Annotated in this window: 17 protein-coding genes; 3 read left to right on the top strand and 14 right to left on the bottom strand. The window is 72.7% G+C overall.

Annotated elements, in window-relative coordinates:
* Positions 1–327 precede the first annotated feature (327 nt).
* From KBX43_RS00985 to KBX43_RS00970, 4 genes are all read right to left on the bottom strand, one after another.
* Positions 328–1,569, bottom strand: coding sequence for a 3-deoxy-7-phosphoheptulonate synthase (locus KBX43_RS00985; RefSeq protein WP_210882381.1), 1,242 nt, complete (start codon positions 1,567–1,569; stop codon positions 328–330).
* 78 nt (positions 1,570–1,647) lie between these two features.
* On the bottom strand, positions 1,648–3,246 hold the full coding sequence (locus KBX43_RS00980) for an FAD-dependent monooxygenase (RefSeq protein ID WP_210882378.1): 1,599 nt from the start codon (positions 3,244–3,246) through the stop codon (positions 1,648–1,650).
* Between the two features lie 60 nt (positions 3,247–3,306).
* Complete coding sequence (locus KBX43_RS00975) at positions 3,307–4,986, bottom strand: cation acetate symporter (RefSeq protein ID WP_187692348.1); 1,680 nt, start codon at positions 4,984–4,986, stop codon at positions 3,307–3,309.
* Positions 4,983–5,318 carry a DUF485 domain-containing protein gene (locus KBX43_RS00970; protein WP_043323102.1) on the bottom strand — a complete coding sequence of 112 codons (336 nt, stop codon included), beginning with the start codon at positions 5,316–5,318 and terminating at the stop codon, positions 4,983–4,985. Before KBX43_RS00970 ends, KBX43_RS00975 begins: the two co-directional genes overlap by 4 nt.
* A gap of 195 nt (positions 5,319–5,513) precedes the next feature.
* Between KBX43_RS00970 and KBX43_RS00965 the strand changes: the two genes are divergently transcribed.
* Complete coding sequence (locus tag KBX43_RS00965; RefSeq protein ID WP_166456208.1) at positions 5,514–6,254, top strand: DUF6081 family protein; 741 nt, start codon at positions 5,514–5,516, stop codon at positions 6,252–6,254.
* Here the strand turns inward: KBX43_RS00965 and KBX43_RS00960 are convergent.
* The 9 genes from KBX43_RS00960 to KBX43_RS00920 are packed head-to-tail and all read right to left on the bottom strand — an operon-like array spanning position 6,247 to position 15,015.
* Positions 6,247–6,948, bottom strand: a complete 702-nt coding sequence (locus KBX43_RS00960) for an SDR family NAD(P)-dependent oxidoreductase (protein WP_166456207.1) — start codon at positions 6,946–6,948, stop codon at positions 6,247–6,249. The two genes, KBX43_RS00965 and KBX43_RS00960, sit on opposite strands and share 8 nt — an antisense overlap.
* An 11-nt stretch (positions 6,949–6,959) precedes the next feature.
* A complete protein-coding gene (locus KBX43_RS00955) occupies positions 6,960–7,640 on the bottom strand; it encodes an isochorismatase family protein (protein ID WP_113973003.1) in 681 nt (226 codons plus the stop codon).
* A gap of 32 nt (positions 7,641–7,672) precedes the next feature.
* Entirely contained in the window at positions 7,673–8,458 is a 786-nt protein-coding gene (locus tag KBX43_RS00950; protein WP_187692349.1) for a 2,3-dihydro-2,3-dihydroxybenzoate dehydrogenase, read from the bottom strand.
* Entirely contained in the window at positions 8,458–9,648 is a 1,191-nt protein-coding gene (locus KBX43_RS00945; RefSeq protein ID WP_187692350.1) for an FAD-dependent monooxygenase, read from the bottom strand. The genes KBX43_RS00950 and KBX43_RS00945 overlap by 1 nt, the downstream gene beginning before the upstream one ends.
* A 10-nt stretch (positions 9,649–9,658) precedes the next feature.
* Positions 9,659–10,975 carry an AMP-binding protein gene (locus tag KBX43_RS00940; protein ID WP_307851442.1) on the bottom strand — a complete coding sequence of 439 codons (1,317 nt, stop codon included), beginning with the start codon at positions 10,973–10,975 and terminating at the stop codon, positions 9,659–9,661.
* On the bottom strand, positions 10,972–11,733 hold the full coding sequence (locus KBX43_RS00935; RefSeq protein ID WP_210882370.1) for an amidohydrolase family protein: 762 nt from the start codon (positions 11,731–11,733) through the stop codon (positions 10,972–10,974). Before KBX43_RS00935 ends, KBX43_RS00940 begins: the two co-directional genes overlap by 4 nt.
* 26 nt (positions 11,734–11,759) lie before the next feature.
* Positions 11,760–12,863, bottom strand: a complete 1,104-nt coding sequence (locus KBX43_RS00930; RefSeq protein ID WP_210882368.1) for a 3-dehydroquinate synthase II family protein — start codon at positions 12,861–12,863, stop codon at positions 11,760–11,762.
* Positions 12,864–12,894: 31 nt separating this feature from the next.
* On the bottom strand, positions 12,895–13,716 hold the full coding sequence (locus KBX43_RS00925; RefSeq protein ID WP_043323078.1) for a 2-amino-3,7-dideoxy-D-threo-hept-6-ulosonate synthase: 822 nt from the start codon (positions 13,714–13,716) through the stop codon (positions 12,895–12,897).
* Between the two features lie 15 nt (positions 13,717–13,731).
* Positions 13,732–15,015 (bottom strand): aspartate kinase, encoded by a 1,284-nt coding sequence (locus KBX43_RS00920; protein ID WP_198033257.1) that lies wholly within the window; start codon positions 15,013–15,015, stop codon positions 13,732–13,734.
* A gap of 214 nt (positions 15,016–15,229) precedes the next feature.
* Between KBX43_RS00920 and KBX43_RS00915 the strand changes: the two genes are divergently transcribed.
* The gene (locus KBX43_RS00915) at positions 15,230–17,215 is read left to right on the top strand and encodes an anthranilate synthase family protein (protein WP_210882366.1); all 1,986 of its coding nucleotides are present in this window, start codon (positions 15,230–15,232) and stop codon (positions 17,213–17,215) included.
* Positions 17,216–17,310: 95 nt separating this feature from the next.
* Positions 17,311–17,778, top strand: coding sequence for a DUF6069 family protein (locus KBX43_RS00910; protein WP_210882358.1), 468 nt, complete (start codon positions 17,311–17,313; stop codon positions 17,776–17,778).
* 141 nt (positions 17,779–17,919) lie between these two features.
* On the opposite strand, the gene KBX43_RS00905 is transcribed toward KBX43_RS00910, so the two are convergent.
* The gene (locus KBX43_RS00905; protein ID WP_210882356.1) at positions 17,920–18,309 is read right to left on the bottom strand and encodes a VOC family protein; all 390 of its coding nucleotides are present in this window, start codon (positions 18,307–18,309) and stop codon (positions 17,920–17,922) included.
* Between the last annotated feature and the right edge of the window lie 8 nt (positions 18,310–18,317).

Below are 18,317 nucleotides of genomic sequence, written 5' to 3'. Positions count from 1 at the left end.
TGCGTCCGGCAGGGGAAATCTCTCGTCGTTGCCCTTCACTTCCAGCGTGTTTGAGTTGCCCCACATTGGAAACACTCGCTTCAGCCGAGACGGGATTCCGTGCGGATAAGATGAGGTGCGCGCGTCACCGATCGAAGGATTACACCTTCCCACACATCATTGCGATGGGATTCCTGCTGGGCAACACCACTGACGGTCCCGGCACGGGTAGTAGACACTACCCACGCAGGTAGTGGACGACGAACTGCGGCGCGGCTAGCCTGGCCGAATTTGCTCCGGCAGGTCTCCTTCTGTCAATTTTCCCGCAGTTCGAAAACGGTCGGCACCTCAGGGCCGCCTCGGCGCCGGGCCGACCGTCGCGGTGTCCTTGGCCCACGCTTCGATCAACTCGGTGGCCTGCACCGGGTTGAGCCGGGGGTCGCACAGCGAGGTGTAGTGACGCGCCAGGTCGTCCTCGCCGGCCACGGACCCGCCGACGCACTCGGTCACGTCGGTGGCGGCGACCTCGACGTGCAGCCCGGCGGCGTGCTGCCGCTGCCGGTCGAGGATGTCGCGGAACCGCAGCGCCTCGGTGACCACGTCGGAGAGGTGCCGCGTCTTCAGGCCGACCGAGGCCTTGACGGTGTTGCCGTGCATGGGGTCGCTCAACCAGAGCACCGGGTGGCCCGCGTTCACCACCGCGCGGACGATCGGCGGCAGGGCCTCCCGGATCCGGTCCCGGCCCATCCGCGGGATCAGGACGAGACGGCCGGGCTCGCGCCGCGGGTCGAGCGCCTCGCACACCCGCAGGACCTCGTCCGGGTCGGCGTCCGGCCCGATCTTGCAGCCGACCGGGTTTGCCACAGTGGACAGCATGGCCACGTGCGCCTCGGCGGAGCGGCGGGTCCGCTCCCCCACCCACGGCAGGTGGGTCGACGCCAGGTAGCGCTCACCCGTGTCCGGGTCCCGGCGGATCAGCCGGGACTCGTAGTCGACAACGAGGGCCTCGTGGCTCGACCAGGGCCCCTCGGTCCGCGCGGCCCGCCCGGCCCCCTCCCGGTGGGCGCGCAGGACCCGCTGCACCCGGTCGCTCGCCTCGTACGCCCACCACATGCGGCGCGGGTCGGCCTTGCGCGTACCGGGCGCGGCCAGCTCGGAATTGATCATGTGGCCGCGGAAGGAGGGGATACTCAGCGCGTCGTGCCACTCCGTCGCCTGCGACCGGGGCTTGGCGAACTGCCCGGCCATCCGGCCCACCCGCAGCACGTTGCACCCGGTGAGCTCACTGAGCCGGTCCCCCAGCCGGTCGATGACCTCGATCTTGTCGGAGGTGTGCCGGGGGGTGCACTCGTAGAGGCTCTCGGCGCAGTCGCCCAACTGCAGCAGGAGCCCGCCGGCCGACGCCAGCTCCGACAACGCCTGCCGGAGCCGCCGTACCTCCCCGGGCGGGACCAGCGGCGGGGCCGCCGCCAACGCCGCACAGGTCTGGGCGTACGCCGGGTGGTCCTGCCAGTCCGGTTGCTGGACCGCCGGCTTGCCCTCCCACGGCCCGAGTGGGCTGCGTTCCGCCGTTGAACCGGATTGCTGCATCTGTCCTCCAGTCGAGAGTCAGCCGGACCGCCGGTCGCGTGTGCGCGTGACCCGGCCGCCGGTGACGGCACGTCGCGCCTATCCGCCACCCCGTACGCGCTGGACCACGGCGTCGGGGTCCGGCGGCGCGGTGTTGCTCCGCCAGGCGACGTGGTGGTCCGGCCGCAGCAGGACGAGGTCGCGTTCCCACAGCTCGCGGGCCCGGGCGTCGGTCACCACGGTGTGGGTGACCGGCAGGCCCCGCGCGGCCGCCGCCGCCAGCAGCGGATCGGCGGCGCCGTCGCCGGTGAAGTCCACGAGGGTGAACGTGGCTGGGTCGAACCGGTCGAAGATCTGCTGCCCGCCACTGAGCAGGAGGCTGGGCGGGCGGGCGCCGGGCCAGGTCGTCGGGGTGTACGCCCGCGGGTCGTCCGGGGGTTCGGCCGGGCCCTCCGGCCGGAGCACCGGCGAGCCGGCATAGCGGTAGCCCAGCTCGATGCCCCGGTACTCGTTCTCGCCCCGCTCGGCGTCGAGGAAGGCCGCGACGGACGGCAGCGGGGCGCCGTCGCGCAGCAGTTCCCCCGCCCGCAGGTGCACGCCCAGGTGCCGGTGCGAGGTGTGCATGTTGCGCCGCCCCACCGGGCGGCGTTCGGCGTCGTAGCTGTCGAGCAGCGCGGGGCCGCCGAAGCCCCGGAGCACCGCGGCGAGCTTCCAGGCCACGTCGACGGCGTCACCGATGCCGGTGTTCATGCCGTACGCGCCGGTGGGGAACATCCGGTGCGCCGAGTCCCCGGCGAGGAGCACCCGGCCGGCGCGGTACCGGTCGGCGAGCATGAAGCCGGGACGCCAGCGCGAGGTGAGCAGCACCTTGTCGATCCGCAGCTCGGTGCGGATCGTGTCGAGCAGGAACGCCTCCGGGTCGGCCGGCGGCTCGTCGAACTCGTTCGGGTCGATCCCGTTGACGTGCGCGGTCCAGGTGTCCACCTCGTCCTGCGCGATGATCACGTACCGGAACGCGAAGTAGTGCCAGAACCGGCCGTGCCGGTGCAGGCTGTCCAGGTCCCGGCTGGTGAAGTGCACCATGAACGCGCCCGGCAGGCCGGGCACGTCGAAGCCCTCCTCGCCGATGCCCACGGCCCGGCGGACCCGGCTCGACGCGCCGTCGCACCCGACGACGTACCGCGACCGCAGCCGGACCTCGCCGCCGGTGTCGTCGGCCAGCACGCTGGTGACAGCCGCGTCGTCCTGGGTCAGCGAGTCGAACCGTACGCCGAGGCGCAGGTCGACGAGCGGTTCCCGCCGGCAGCGCGCCCGCAGGACCGGCTCCAGGTCGATCTGGGAGATCCGCTGGCCCGGCTCGGCCGGCTGGGTGCCGTCGTTGTGCTCGGCGATGCGGCGCCACTCCTGCGTCACCGAGGGCAGGCCCCACCTGGTGATCGGCTCACCGGCGAGGCCGGTCGACCAGATCACGTCGGACCGGTGCTCGGGCGCGACCCCGGCGGCACGCACGTCGTCGGCGAGGCCGAACTGCCGGAAGAACTCCATGCTGCGGGCGTTGACGTAGTCCAGCTTGGGATGTACGGACGTCTCGAAGCCCTGGTCGACGAGGACGCAGGCGACGCCGTGACGGGCGAGCGCCAGCGCGGTGACCATGCCGACCGGGCCCGCGCCCACGACCAGAACCGGTACCGGATCCACAGTTGCCTCCCGAGGGGGTGTGGGACGGCGGAGGGGGCCGCCCCACACCGTGGCGGATGGTCAGCTCACCGGGCTGGGCGCCCGGTCCTGGCGGCCGTCGCGGTCCTCGTCGTCGACGGCGGCCGGCCGCGCCGGTCCCGTGGCCACCGCGCCGGTGAGGGACCGGACCTGCATCTCGGCGAAGGCGGCGTCGTCGCGCTCCCGGCTGGTGAGCGAGCCGAGGTAGCCGAGCAGGAAGCCGACCGGCACCGTGATCAGCGCGGGCTCGACGTCCACGAACTTGAAGTTGCGGTCCGGGAAGATGGCGTCCGGCTCGCCCGAGACGCCGTTGGAGAACAGCACCAGGAACGCGGTGAGCGCGAGGCCGCCGTAGACCGTCCACTGCAGGCCGCGGGTGTTGAATCGGCGCCAGAACAGCGCGTAGACGACGATCGGCAGGACCACCGCGCCGGCCACGTCGATCGACGTCGGGATGAAGATGTGGGTCCGTACCGGCAGCATCGCGACCGCCAGCAGGACGGAGCCGACGCCGATGATCAGGGTGTTGCGCTTGATGTCCTTCAACTCGGCGGCCGGGTCCAGCCGGCGGCCCCGCAGCACGTTCACGTCCTTGGTCACCGTCGTCACCGCGCTGTGCAGCAGCGGCGCGAAGACCCCGACGATCGTCAGGACCGCGACGCCGGCGAGGGAGCCGACCATCACCGGCCCGCCCAGCTCGTCGGCGAGCTTGGGGAAGCTGATGTCGCGGTGGGCCTTGATGACGCCGATGTTGTCCCGGCCGAGGATCGCGACCGCGCCCAGCCCGACGACGGACAGGCACAGGTAGAACCCGACGATGATCATCGACGCCCACCCGGTCGACCTGCGCGCGTCCCGCCCGCTGGTCACCGCGAAGTTGCGCATGAACAGGAACGGGATCGCCGCCACCCCGACCGCGATGGCGAACAGCTTCGACAGGTGCACGAGCGTGGTCGCGCCCTCGCCGAACAGCCGGCCCGGGCCGAGCAGGTCGCTGCCGCTGGGCACCGGCGCCGCGTTGGCCTCGGCCCGCTCCAGCAGGCTGAACAGGTTCAGGTCGAAGCGGGCCAGCACCCAGGCGGTCAGCACGCCCACCACGACCACCGACAGCACCAGCTTGAACACCAGGATGCGGGTGACCCCGAGCATCCCGCCGAGGTACACGTACCCGACGGTGACCAGGCCGACCACGAAGACCGGGAGGACAAGGCCGACGAGGGCGTCGACGCCGAACCAGCGGTTGAAGATGAACGCGATGGCGGCCATCATGATCACGGTCAGCATGACGTACGTCAGCAGTGTGAGCACCGCCGAGGCCATCCGCGCCGGCCGTTCCCGGACGCGCACCGCGAGCAGGTCGCCGAGCGTGTAGCCGCCGACGTTGCGCACCGGCCCGGCGAAGAGGAACAGCGCGAGCATGGTGCCCATGGTGAAGGCGGTCATCAGCAGGATGGCGTCGTAGCCGCTGAGCGCGATGTGGCCGGTGATGATGTACATCGTCGAGTACATCAGCGGCGCGGACGCCACCGCCAGCGCGTTCTGCACCGGCCCGATCCGCCGGTCGGCCAGCAGGAAGCCGTCCGCGGTGGTGGTGCTGGCGCGCGCCGAGCGGACCAGGTAGAGCACCGCGAGCGCGAGGACGACGGTGACCGGGACGGCGATCGCGGGCGTCGCCCACGTGTTGTCGACCGGGGGTGGCGGGTCGGCGAGGACGACGCTCATCGGGACGCTCCTTCCAGGTCGGCGCGGATCTTCTCGCTGAGCGGGTCGAGCCGCGTGCGGGCGTAGCGCAGGTAGAAGGCGGCGAGCGTCACCACGAAGGTGAACGACAGGAAGACGAAGAGCAGGCCCACGTTGACCGGGCCGGCCACCTTCTCCCGGAAGAAGTCCGGAGCGTAGGTGGCGAGCAGGCTGCCGAGGAACCACCACCCGAAGAAGGCGACGCTGGCCCAGAGCGTGACCGTGCTCGATCGTCGCCGTAGTTCCCTGAACTCTGCGCTGTGATGGACGGCGAGGTAACGACCGCCGTCCGGTGCCGGAGCTGCCGTGTCCATTGCTCTCTCCCCCTGGTGAGAACGTCGCAGACGATGCGGAGATGGCGTGCGGCGTCAGTCTCGGCGACCGCTCACGCTGCGGCATGGCTTAATCACGGGATTTCCGGGAGGCTGCCGGCGCATTGGCGTGCCCGGCCCGGCCGAACCGCGTGAACGGGTGATGCCCGCGCCCGGCCGGCGTCCGATGGTGACTGCATGACGTCGGCACTGAGAACCAGCGCGTGGACGTACGACGACTTCACCGGCCGCGAGCTGGACCCCGCCCGCTGGGCGGTCATGTCGATCACCGGCGCGGACGGGCAGACCCACAGGTACCAGGACCGCAACGCCCGCGTCCGCACCGGCGACGGGCGGCTGGAGCTGACCGTCGACCCGTTCACCCGCTTCCACGACACCGATCCCCGGCAGAACAACGCCAAGCAGATGTACCGGTCGGTGCGACGCTTCGCCGTGCCGGCGGAGGGCACGCTGGCCGTCGAGGTGGAGATGGGCGTGCGGACGTACCGGCAGATCCCGCACGACCTGCTGGACGCGTTCGGCACGGTGGCCCTGTTCGACCTGGAGACCGGCGTCGTGTTCAACGCCGCCGCGACGAACGACACCGTGTACGCGACTGTCGAGCGCCTCGCGCTGCCCGGCGTGACCCAGCCGCACGAGCACTACGTCCACCGGGTGGTCCTGGATGTGCCGACGGAGCCGGGCCGGGCGCACGGCTACGCCATCACCTACCGGGCGCGGACGTCGGAGGTGGAGTTCCACGTCGACGGCCGGCTCGCCTACTGGGCGCGGGTTCCGGTGCCGGTGACCGGATTCCACGCCGGCATGGCGCTGTTCTCCGCCCGCGACCTGGCCCGGTACTCCCGCGAGCAGCGGGAGCACGGGCAGGGCGCGACCGGGTGGTGGGGGCCGTGGCGGATCGCCGCAGGCGTCAGATGAGCACGTCTCCGCCGTCGATGTTCAGGTTGATCCCGTTTATCGCGCGGTTCGTCAGCAGGAAGTCGATCGCCTCGGTGCAGTCCCGCATGGTGACCGGCCGCCGGGTGAGCGCGCGCGTCGCGGCGGCCTCCCGCGGGGCGGGCTTGTCGCTCCAGAACGGCGTGTCGGAGACGATGCTCGGGTGCAGGGCGTTGACCCGGATCGGCGAGAGTTCCACCGCCAGGGTCCGGACCAGCGCGCTGATCCCGCCGTTGGCGGTGGTGACTGTGGTGGAGCCGGGGTACGGCCGGTGGCTGGCCAGGCCGCCGAGCAGCACGACAGCGCTCTCGTCGGTCATCCGCGGGGCGAGGGCGTGCAGGACCGCCGTGTAGCCGACCAGCTTGACGGTCAGAAGCCGCGCCGCGTCGCCCGGCCGGTACGCGCGGACGGTGTTGTGGTCGCGGTCGAGCGCCGCGACCACGAGCCGGTCGACGTGTGGCACGTCGGCGAGCGCGTCCGCGATCCGCTCCGGCTCGGCCAGGTCGAGGGCGAGTCCCCGGGTCCGCCCGCCGATCTCGTCCGCGACGGTCTTGGTCCGGGCCGCCGAACGGCCGGTGATCACCACGTCGTCTCCGCGTTCGGCGCAGGACCGGGCGAAGTGCCGCCCGATCCCCGAGGTGCCGCCGACGACCACGACCCGGGTCCGTTCCGACATCGATGCTCTCCTCATCGTTTGATGCTGCTCCGATCCGGACGCGCCGCGCCGGCGGCGCCCGCCAGGCCGTCCAGCACGTCCGCCGTCCACAAGGGCACCGCGCAGCGGTCCGCGGCGTAGCGCAGCGCCATCAGGTGGTCCGCACGCGACAGGTCGGCCAGCGCGTCCGCCACCAGGAACGCCTCGATGTCGCGGCTGAACGCGTCGCAGGCGGTGATCAGGCACCCCATGTGCGCGTACACGCCGCAGACCACGAGTTGGTCCCGCCGGGCGCCGCGCAGTCGCTCCTCCAGGTCGCTGCGGAAGAACGCGCTGTAGCGCCACTTGGTCAGCACCGTGTCGCCCGGCTGCGGGGCGACGTCGTCGACGATGCCCCGGTCGTCCTCGTCGCTGCTCATGCCGGGGCCCCACAGGTCGTGCAGCAACCCCCGGTCCCGCCGGCTCATGCCGCCGGGCTGCGCGGTGTACAGCACCGGCACGCCGGCTGCCCGCGCCGCGGCGAGCAGCTTCGCGACGTTGGGCAGCAGTTCGGCCATCGGGGACTCCCCGGCCGCGAACGGGCGCAGGAAGTAGCGCTGCAGGTCGTGCACCAGCACGGCGGCCCGGTCCGGGTCCGGACGCCACGGCAGCGTGGTGCCGGGCAGGTCGCCGTCGCCGGGCATGCGGTACGGCGCGATCGGGGTCATGGCCATCGGTTCTCGCCTCCGGTTTCCGTGCCACGGCGTCACACGTGCAGGGCAGCGCCGCCGTCGACGTACAGGTCGTGCATGGTCACGTGGCCCGCCTGGTCGGACACCAGGTAGGCGACCGCCTCGGCCACGTCGCGCGGCTGGGCCAGCTTGCGCAGCGGGATGCCGACGCGGTACGCGCCCGGCGTGCCCTCGATCACCGCGCTCGGGTCGGCGCCCTCGCCGAGCATCGCCCGCAACATGGGGGTGTCGGTGGAGCCGGGCGAGACCACGTTGCACCGGATGCCGTAGCCGGACAGCTCCAGCCCCAGGCAGCGGGTGAACTGGGCGGACGCGGCCTTGGAGGCGGCGTACGCGGCCATCTCGGTACGCGGCACCCCGGCGGCGTTGGACGCCACGGTGACGATCGCGCCCCGGCGGCGGCCGACCATCCGCCGCGCCACCGCCCGGGACACGTGGAACACGCCGTCGGCGTTCACCGAGAAGGTCCGGCGCCACTGCCGGTCGGACAGCTCGACGACCGGGGCGGTGTGCAGCACGCCGGCGGCGTTCACCAGGATGCCGACCGGGCCCATCTCGTCCTCGACCCGCCGCACCAGCGCGTCCACCGCGTCGCTGTCGCACACGTCGACGCAGTAGGCGCGCGCCGAGTCGCCCTCGGCGGCGAGCTTCGTCACGACTGTGGTCAGCGCCTCGGCGTTGCGGTCCACCGCCGCCACCTGCGCGCCCGCCCGGGCCAGCACACCGGCCACGGCGGCGCCGATGCCCTGCGCCGCGCCGGTGACCAGGGCGACCCTCGACTCGATTCCGGTCAGTTCCATCAGGTCCCTCCGCTGGTCGTGGTGGCTTTCTCGGCGTCGTACCCGAAGAGCCATTCGTGGCGGTCCAGGCCGGACGAGGACTGCGCGGCGACGTCCCGGCGGCGCTGGTCGGCGCCGTCGGCCAGGTGGAACGTCTCGGCGTTGGCCCGGGACTGGCGCTGGATCCGGGTGGTCCGGGGCAGGCGGATCCGTTCGTAGCGGCGCAGCGCGGCGCCCAGGCCCGCCGGCTCCACGCCGGCCAGGCAGACCGCGAGCACCACCGCGTCCTCGACGGCCTGGTTCGCGCCCTGCGCCTGGAACGGCAGCATCGGGTGCGCGGCGTCGCCGATCAGCGTCACCCGTCCCGCGCTGAGCCGGTCGATGCTGTCCCGGTCGTGCAGCGCCCACCTGCCGACCCGGTCGGCCGCAGCGATCAGCCGGGTGACGTCCGGGTGCCAGCCGGCGTACGCGGCCGCGAGCTGCGACACGTCGCCCCGGCCCGACCACGACTCCTGCCGCCAGTCGGTGGCGGGCACCGTCGCGCCGAAGCTCACCTGCCGGCCGGCGGACACCGGGTAGCAGACGCAGTGCTGGTCCGGCCCGAGCCACAGCTGCACCCGGGGTTCGGTGAGCAGGAACGGCACCCGCTCGGCCGGCACCAGCCCGCGGTAGATGGACTGCCCGGAGAAGCGCGGCCGGTCCGCCACGATCTGCTCGCGCGCGACCGAGTGGATGCCGTCGGCGCCCACCACGAGATCCGCCGCGACGGTGGTGCCGTTGGACAGGTGCAGGTACGCCTCGTCGGCGGTCTGCGTCACGGCGGTGAGGCGGGCGCCCAGGTGCACCCGGTCGGGCGGCACCAGCGACAGCAGGCTGCTGTGCAGGTCCGCGCGGTGCACCACGTAGTAGGGCGCGCCGAAGCGGCGTCCGCACGCGCTGCCCAGCGGGGTGCGTTGCAGCAGCGTGCCGTCGTCCCAGCGGCGCATCTCGATCGCCTGCGGCGCCACCGCCACCGTACGCAGGCGGTCGCGCAGTCCGAGCCGGTGCAGCAGCCGGGTGGCGTTCGGCGCCACCTGCACGCCCGCGCCCACCTCCGTCAGCTGTTCGGCCTGCTCGTACACGTGGCAGTCGATCCCGGCCCGGCGCAGGGCGGCGGCGAAGGCGAGCCCGGCGATGCCGGCGCCGGCCACGGCGACCCTCATCTGCGGCATGTCGGTTCCCTCAGTAGTAGAGGAGCGCTTTGCTCCAGTCCTCGTCCGGACCGAACAGGCTGCGTGGCTTCACCACGTCCGGCATGCTGGTCAGCGCGTCCAGCGGGATCAGGCTCCCCGGCGCCAGGCCGGTGACCTCGCTGTCCACGCCGAACGCGGCCCGGATCGCGTGGGTCAGCTCCGCCTCGGCGGCGACCCGGTGCGCGGCGGCCACCTCGATCTGGACCCGCAGCAGCGCCGGTTCCGCCTTGGCCCGCCAGAACATCACCCGGTACGCCTCGGGGAGGGAGAAGACCAGCTCCTCCAGCCGGTGCTGGGTGATGGTGGCGCCGCCGACCCGGTAGCCGAACGCCGACCGGCCGAGCACCCGCACGGTGGGCAGCTTCCAGCCGCACGCGCAGTCGTCGTAGGAGACCGACACGTTGTCCTCGAGGTTGTACCGCAGCAGCGGCATCGCCTCCCGGAACAGCGGCGTGACGACGAGCTGGCCGTCGCCGTCCGCGCGGACGGTCCCGGTGGCCGGGTCGTACACCTCGAACAGCGCCCGGTCGGCCCACAGGTGCAGGCGGCCCTCGGGGCACTCCCCGGCCAGGCTGCCGGTCTCCGTCGAGCCGTACTCCTCGATGACCGGCACCCCCCACAGGCGGCTGATCCGCCGCCGGCGGGCGTCGGTCATCGGCTCGCCGCCGACGAACAGCGCGCGCAGCGCCGGGAAGTCGATGTCGGGCCGGTGCCCGGCCGCGATCGCCGCGGCGGCCCAGATCAGGCACTCCGTCGGCACCGACCAGGTGAGTGTGACGTCCAGGTCGTGCATCACCCGGACCACCCGGGCGTACGGCATGGCCAGCGACCGGTTGTCGCCGGGCACCACGGTGGCCCCGCGCAGCCGGGCGGCGGCGTGGGCGAGGTGCCCGGTCAGCAGCAGCGCGTACGGCGTGCGGACCAGGAACACGTCGTCGGCGGACATGCCGATCCACTTGCGGGCGAAGCGCTCCGCCAGGTCGGTCCAGTCCTCCTCGGTGTAGTAGGAGGGGGTGGGCTTGCCGGCGGTGCCGCTCGACTCGTGGTAGGTCGCCAGCCGTTCGCGGGGCACGGCGAGCATGCCGAAGGGGTAGTTGTCCCGCAGGTCCTGCTTGGTGGTCAGCGGCAGGTCGGCCAGGTCGGCCGGGGTCACCGGCGGCGCCCCGGACGCCAGCCGCGCCCGGTAGAACGGCGATCGGGCCGCCCAGGTGAACGTCTCCGCCAGTTGCTTCTCCTGAAGGCGCCGCAGGTCCTCGGGGCCGTGCCACTGGCCGAGCCGGGGCAGGGTCGAACTCGGCTCGCTCACCGCTTCTCCTCTCCTAGCAGTCGATGCGCGTTGTCCCAGGCGACCCGCCGCCACTGGTCCGGCGGCAGTCGCAACGCCTGGAACTTGGCCAGCTCCACGGCCGGGTGCTGCAGCGGGTACTCGGAGCCGAACACCACCCGGCCGTCGCCGAGGCGGCGCAGCGCCGCCTCGGCCACGCAGGTGTAGCCGCCGGAGGTCTCCAGCGAGATGTTCGGCTCGTCCTGGATCAGGGTCAGGGCGTAGAGGTCGATGTTGCCGATGCCGCTGTGCCCGAGTACGAAGCTCACCCGCGGGAACCGGCGGCTCAGGCCGACCAGGTCGGCCACGCCCGCGCCGGGACGGTCCAGGCAGACCACGTACACCGGATGGTCGAACTCCGCCGCCACGGCCACCAGGTCGGCGACCCGCGGGTCGGTGAGGGCGACGCCGTGCACGGCGGGTGAGATCTCCAGGCCGCGGAACTCGGCGGCCCGGGACCGGTACGCCTCGGCCGGCCGGTGCGGGTTGGCGAAGAAGAACGGCACCAGCCGCCCGTCGGTGCCCGCGCAGGCCGCCGCCACCGCGTCGTTGTCGGCGTCGGTCTCGACGTGGCCGCCGGTGACGAGCTGGCGGGACAGCCGGCCCAGGTCGATGGTGCCGCCCGCGCACACCACCGCCCGTGTCAGCCCGCACTCGCCCAGCGCGTCGAGCAGCCGCTGTCGCGCGCCGGGCCGGGGCGCCAGGCGTACGTGGAAGTCCAGCACCGGCTGCGCGGTCATCGCCCCGCTCCCCTTCCCGCCGCCGCTCACTTCTCGATGCAGAACTCGTCGATCGGGTAGCCGACGTGCCGCTTCTCCACCGGCAGGTAGCCGAGCACCTTCGTGCCGGCGGTCAGCTCGGTGACGTTGAGGACCGTGCCGCCGGGCCCGAGCACGCGCACGTGCCAGTCGTCCTGGACGATGAGGTTGACAGGTGTCCCGGAGGGGGAGACCGCGTCGATCGCCAGCAGCGGGCGCGTCTCGATCTTGACCCGTCCCACGGTGACGACCCGGGACTTCCCCTGCGAGTCGACGGCCAGCACCCGGCCGCCGGAGACCAGCTCGCTGAGGTAGTTGGTCCGCCCGCCGGCGGACAGCGTGTACGAGTGCAGCGCGCCGGCGTTGACCCGGAACGGCCGGGTCGGCATGTACGGCAGCGGATGCGTCTCGCTGCAGCACAGGATCATGCCGGTGGAGTGCGAGCCGACCAGGATGCCCTCGTCCAGGCGGAAGTTCGTGCAGGTGTCGACGCAGGCGCGCTCGCCCATGCCCACCCGCCGGATGCCGGTGACCTCCAGCTCCACGAGCGACAGGTCCGCCGCCGTGCTCACCGCCGCGGTCCGCAGCTCGGTGGCCTCCCCCACGGCGCGCGGCGCCAGCATCACGCCGTCCGAGCCGTGCTCCAGCACGCCGAAGACGATCTCCGCCTCCTCGACGTCGGCGACCTGGGTGATGATGCTGCCCGCCGCGCCCGCCGCGGCGGCCAGCACGATCTCCAGCGGAATCTTGGTGGGGTCGCGGAAGTACAGCAGGCTCCAGCGGTCGTGGCGCGCGGACCGGCAGGCGTCCTCCAGGCTGTCCGCGTCGACGATCTCGACGAACCGGCCGAACTCCACGTCCGGGTACCGGGCCGCCAGTTCGGCGGGCTCGCCGTGCCGGGCCGGTTCGACGATCACCAGGTCGGCCGGTTCCAGCTTCTCCGGCAGCTCCCCGCCCTGCGGGAACAGCACCTTCCTCACCGTCGGGGGGAGCGTCTCCAGGTCGGCCGGATCGGCCGCCACGACGGCGTCCACCCGCTGGTGGACCGCCTCCTCGACGATTGCCTCCTTGGCGCCGTTGACGTTACGGATGTCCAGCCAGCACAGCTTCACGGGTTTCTCCTCGGTGGACGGTCAGGGAGTCTCAGGACGTAAGGGCGAGCCGGTCGTCGACGTCGTACCGGTCCGGGACGTGCCGTGGTTCGTGCACCAGACGCGCCACGGCGGCGGCCATCAGGCCGGGCTGCTCGGCCTGGAACACGTTGCGGCCCATGGCCATGCCGGCCACACCGGCGCGCAGCGCGTCCGAGACGTGGGCGAGCACCGTCTCGGTGTCGGCCGAGCGCGGGCCGCCGGCCACGATCAGCGGGATCGGGCAGCCACGCACCACCTCGGCCATCTGCTCGGGCGTACCCGCGTAGTCGGTCTTGACGATGTCGGCGCCGAGGTCGGCGGCGAGCGTCGCGGCGTGCGCCACCAGCTCCGGCGCCCGGGAGTCGGTGATCTGCGGCCCGCGGGCGTACACCATGGCCAGCAGCGGCACGTTCCAGCGTTCGCACTCCCCCGCCACCGCCGCCAGGTCGGCGATCTGCCGCGCCTCCTGCGGCGAGCCCAGGTTGACGTGCACGCTGACCGCGTCGGCGCCCAGCCGCAGCGCCTCCTCCACGTGCGCGACCAGGTACTTCGCGTCCGGGTCCGGCGCGTGCCGGGTGCTCACGCTCAGGTGCACGATCAGCGACATGTCGCCGAACCAGCGGTGGTCGACGTGCCGCAGGCTGCCCTTGTGCAGCACCACGGCGTCCACGCCGGTGCCGGCCAGCTCACCGAGCAGCGAGTTCAGGTCGCGGCGAAGTGGCCCGTCGGTGACGGAGTGGTCGAGCGGGACGACGAGCAGGCGTCCGTCGCCGCGCCGGAACAGTCGGCGCAGACGCAGGCCACGAGCGAACGAAGCGTTGAGTACGGCCACGGTTTCCTACCTCTCTCAGGCGGTGGCGGAACGACGGGAGGTCAGGGACGTGGCGTCCGCCGGCTCGGACCGGTCGAGGCGGAACGCGCGGTGCAGGGCTTCGACGGCGTCCACGGTGCGGTCCCGCGACACGATCACCGACAGCCGCATCTGGGAGGTGGAGATCCAGCTCGTCGAGATCCCGGCCGAGGCCAGCGCCGCCATCAGCCGGGCCGTGTGCTCGGGGCGGCTGAGCAGGCCCATGCCGACCACCGACACCTTGCCGACGTTCTCGTCGAAGTGGACGCCGCCGTCGAAGGACGCGGTGAGGTCGTGCAGCGCGGTCCGCACCGCGTCGGCCTGGCTGCGGCGGATGGTGAACCCCATCCGGAACTCGCTCTCGTACGGCCCGGACCGGGCCACCAGGTCCGCCACCGCGCCGTGGGCGGCCAGCACCTCGAACACGTCGGGCGCCATGTCCCGCCGGCCGTCGCGGCAGTGCACCAGCACGCGCACCACGTCGGTGTCGTGGGTCACCGCCACCACGGCCCGCCGGGTCTCCAGCGGCCGGTCGTCCGGCCGGTCCACGACTGTCGTTCCGGGTGCCTGCGACGACGCGTTGCGCACGCGCACTTCGACCCCTTCCATGGCGGCCAGCTCGATGCATCGGGTGTGCAGGACCCGCGCGCCGGCGAACGCCATCTCCGCCATGACGCCGGGCTCGACCCACGGCAGGCAACGCGCCGCCGGAAGGATGCGGGGGTCGGCGCTGAACACGCCGTCCACGTCGGTGTAGATCTCGCACGCCGACGCGCGCAGCCGGGCGGCGAGCGCCACCGCTGTCGTGTCGGAGCCGCCGCGTCCGAGCGTGGCGACGTCCCCGGCCCGGTCGATCCCCTGGAACCCGGTGACCACGGCGACCTCGCCGCGGCCCAGCGCCGCCTCGACCCGCGCCGCCCCGATCCGCGAGATCAGCGCGTCGCCGTGCCGGTCGGTGGTGTGGATCTCCGCCTGGTGCCCGGTCAGTGAGACGGCCGGCACGCCGAGCCCGGTCAACGCCAGCGCCATCAGCGCCGCCGACTCGGACTCGCCGACTGCGAGCAACTGGTCGAGTTCCCGGGACGGGCCGGCGGCGCCGACGTCGGCCGCGAGCCGCAGCAGGTCGTCGGTGCGGCTGCCGCGGGCCGACACGACAACTGTCACGGCGGACCCGTCCCGCCGAGCCGCGGCGATCCGCAGCGCGGCGTGCCGTACGCGGTCGAGGGTCTGCAGCGAGGTGCCCCCGTATTTCTGGACCAGCACGTCCACAGTCGTCTTCACCGCCCTCGTCGTATCGGCATTGCGGTCGACAGTAATCGCGGTCGATCTGCGTGGGCACTACTCGCCCGAGTAGTAGCCCGCCGATTCAGTCGTTCACGCCATAACGTCGGCGCGTTACCGGAAACACGTGATGCCGTCGGCGACAACACGTCATGCGCGACGCCTTTTGCCGGACGCACTATCGACAGGCGATCTCTAGGGCAAAGGGAGCGACATGGACGGGACGGAATCGAACGTGGCCGGATTCCCGGATCTGCTGTCCGGTCTCGGCGGCGGCGGGCGTGCCTTCGCCCTGCTGCACCGGCCCGGCGCCGCCGGGAGCGCGTACGTGGAGGTTCTGACCGGCGAGGTGTGCCAGGTGGACACGCTCGCCGAGCTGCCCCTGCCCGCCGGGCCGGCGACCGGCGGGCGGCACGACCTGCTCGTCGCGGTGCCGTACCGGCAGGTCACCGAGCGGGGGTACGACTGCCACGACGACGGCGCTCCACTGCTCGCGATGCGCGTCCACGAGCAGTTCGGGCTCGACCGCGAGCAGGCGCTGGCGGGCCTGCCCGAGCGCGCCGTACCGGTGACCGACGCCGACTTCGACCTCAGCGACGAGGACTACGCGGCGATCGTCAAGCGGGTGGTGGGCGACGAGATCGGGCAGGGCGCCGGATCCAACTTCGTCATCCGGCGCACCTTCACCGCGCGGCTGGCCGACTGCTCGACCGCCACCGAACTGGCGATCTTCCGCCGGTTGCTGACCGGCGAGCTGGGTTCCTACTGGACGTTTCTGTTCCACTCCGGCGCCGGCACGTTCATCGGCGCGTCACCGGAACGGCACGTCAGCATGATCGACGGAACCGTCTCGATGAATCCCATCAGTGGGACGTACCGGCATCCTCCGAACGGCCCGGCGGTTTCCGGTCTGCTGGAATTCCTGAACGACCCGAAAGAGGCGAACGAACTCTACATGGTGGTCGACGAGGAACTGAAAATGATGGCGCGGATGTGCGCCTCCGGCGGCCAGGTGCACGGCCCGTTCCTCAAGGAAATGGCGCGGGTGACGCACTCCGAGTACATCCTGACCGGCCGCAGCGACCTGGACGTACGCGACGTGCTGCGGGAGACGCTGCTCGCGCCGACCGTCACCGGCAGCCCGATCGAGAACGCGTTCCGGGTCATCACCCGCCACGAGACGACCGGCCGCGGCTACTACGGCGGCGTGCTCGCGTTGATCGGCAGTGACCCGGCCGGCAGCCGTACGCTCGACTCGGCCATCATGATCCGCACCGCCGAGATCGACCACGACGGCACGCTCCGCCTGGGCGTCGGCGCCACCCTGGTGCGCGACTCCAAGCCGGAGTCGGAGGTGGCCGAGACGCGGGCCAAGGCGGGCGGCATGCGCGCGGCGCTCGGCCTCGGCGTCGACCCGGCCGGCCCGGACGGCGGGCCGGCGACGCCCGTGCGGGCACGCTCGTCCCTGGCCACCGACCCCCGGGTACGGCGGGCGTTGCGCGAGCGCAACGCCACGCTGTCGAGGTTCTGGCTCGACGGCGCGGAGCGGAGAACCCCGAACCGGGCGCTGGCCGGGCGCCGCGTGCTCGTCGTCGACAACGAGGACACCTTCATGGCCATGCTCGACCACCAGCTGCGGGCCCTCGGGCTGCGGTCGAGCATCGTCCGGTTCGACAGCCCGCTGCGGCCGGACGGATACGACCTCGTCGTCGTCGGCCCCGGCCCCGGCGACCCGGGCGACCTGAGCGACAGGCGGATGCGGACTCTGCGCGGGCTCACCCGCGACCTGCTCGCCGGGACGGTGCCGTTCCTGTCCATCTGCCTGGGCCACCAGGTGCTCGCCGCCGAGCTGGGGTTTCCCCTCGCCCGGCGCGCCGTGCCCAACCAGGGCGTGCAGAAGCGGATCGACCTGTTCGGCCGGCCGGAGCTGGTGGGGTTCTACAACACGTACACGGCCCGCTCCGCGCACGACGTGGTGGCCGGTGGCCGACGGGGCCCGATCGAGATCAGCCGCAGCCCGGACAGCGGTGACGTGCACGCGCTGCGCGGCGCGGGATTCCGCTCCGTCCAGTTCCACCTGGAGTCCGTCCTCACCCAGCACGGCCCGCGGATCCTGGGCGAGCTGCTGGTCTCCCTGCTCGCCGAGGGCACGGCCGCCGCCGCGGCCGAGGCGGCGGGCCGGCGCGGGACCCGGCCGTGACGCCCCGGCGTTCAACTGTCCACGATTGACTGCCGTCGTGGCGTCCCCGCATTCTCCCGAAGAACACATCGAGGCACCGGACCGGAGGCGACGCCGTGGATGAGGCCACTCACCGACCCCCCGTCGCGGCGCGGTCGAACCGGTCGCCGGCCACCACTCCGGTGTGGTTGGTCGGCGTCCTGGCCACCCTCGCCGGGGCGGTGGCCGCGGAGGCGTTCACGCTCGCCGCCCGGGGTCTCGGCGTACCGATGAAGGCGGCGGGGGTCTGGGAGGAGCAGGCGCAGGCGATCCCGGTGGGCGCCATCGCCCGCAGCGTCGTACTCTGGTCGATCGGCGGGATCGTCCTGGCGGTGGTCGCGGCCCGGCGGGCCCGGCGGCCCGTACGCGTCTTCGTGGCCGGCACTGTCGCGTTCACAGTGCTGTCCCTCGCCGCGCCGGCCTTCGCCCAGGACACCGCCGTGTCCACGCAGCTCGTCCTCGCCGGCACCCACGTGATCGCCGGCGCGGTGATCATCCCCATCCTGGCCGCCCGGCTCTCCGCACCCACCACGAACCGGTACTGATCCCGCCACCGTCCCTCCCGGCCTCCGCGATCTTGCACTTTCGGCCCCCGCAAAAGGGATATCCCCGGCATCGGGAGGGCGGTAAGTGCAAGATCGGCGCGGACGGTCCGGGGTAGACGGGAGGCGGTCGGGTCCGGTGGCTCAGCGGCGGGCCGTGGGCTCGAAGATCTCGACCAGGTTGCCGGCCGGGTCGGCGACCAGGAACTGACGACCGCCCGGCCCGGACACGATGTCACTGCGCAACGTCACCCCGGCCCGCTGCAGCCGCTCCCGTTCGGCGTCGACGTCGTCGACGATCAGGTGGATACGGTTGCGCCCGCACCCGGCCGCGTCCGCCGGGGTGACCCGGGCGCCCGAGCTGGCCGGACCGGACAGCAGCAGCCGCAGCGGCCCGCGCACCACGTCCGCGAAGGCCGGCGGGAACGCGGTCGACACCGTGAAGCCCAGGTGGGCGGTGTAGAACTCGATCGCCGCCGGCACGTCGTCGACGACGTAGCGGACGCCGGCCAGGGCGTGCACGTCTGCGGTCATGGCAGTCC

It is taken from the genome of Micromonospora sp. C41 (genome assembly GCF_018070485.1).
GTDB lineage: Bacteria > Actinomycetota > Actinomycetes > Mycobacteriales > Micromonosporaceae > Micromonospora > Micromonospora chalcea.
Note: the sequence above shows the minus strand (reverse complement) of the source record. Positions and strands in the feature narration are given on the sequence as shown.

Bases quoted from the DNA above. Each gene is read 5' to 3' on its own strand.
- KBX43_RS00985 (WP_210882381.1), bottom strand. From the start codon at position 1,569: ATGCAGCAATCCGGTTCAACGGCGGAACGCAGCCCACTCGGGCCGTGG.
- KBX43_RS00975 (WP_187692348.1), bottom strand. From the start codon at position 4,986: ATGAGCGTCGTCCTCGCCGACCCGCCACCCCCGGTCGACAACACGTGG.
- KBX43_RS00970 (WP_043323102.1), bottom strand. From the start codon at position 5,318: ATGGACACGGCAGCTCCGGCACCGGACGGCGGTCGTTACCTCGCCGTC.
- KBX43_RS00965 (WP_166456208.1), top strand. From the start codon at position 5,514: ATGACGTCGGCACTGAGAACCAGCGCGTGGACGTACGACGACTTCACC.
- KBX43_RS00960 (WP_166456207.1), bottom strand. From the start codon at position 6,948: ATGTCGGAACGGACCCGGGTCGTGGTCGTCGGCGGCACCTCGGGGATC.
- KBX43_RS00955 (WP_113973003.1), bottom strand. From the start codon at position 7,640: ATGGCCATGACCCCGATCGCGCCGTACCGCATGCCCGGCGACGGCGAC.
- KBX43_RS00950 (WP_187692349.1), bottom strand. From the start codon at position 8,458: ATGGAACTGACCGGAATCGAGTCGAGGGTCGCCCTGGTCACCGGCGCG.
- KBX43_RS00945 (WP_187692350.1), bottom strand. From the start codon at position 9,648: ATGCCGCAGATGAGGGTCGCCGTGGCCGGCGCCGGCATCGCCGGGCTC.
- KBX43_RS00935 (WP_210882370.1), bottom strand. From the start codon at position 11,733: ATGACCGCGCAGCCGGTGCTGGACTTCCACGTACGCCTGGCGCCCCGG.
- KBX43_RS00915 (WP_210882366.1), top strand. From the start codon at position 15,230: ATGGACGGGACGGAATCGAACGTGGCCGGATTCCCGGATCTGCTGTCC.
- KBX43_RS00905 (WP_210882356.1), bottom strand. From the start codon at position 18,309: ATGACCGCAGACGTGCACGCCCTGGCCGGCGTCCGCTACGTCGTCGAC.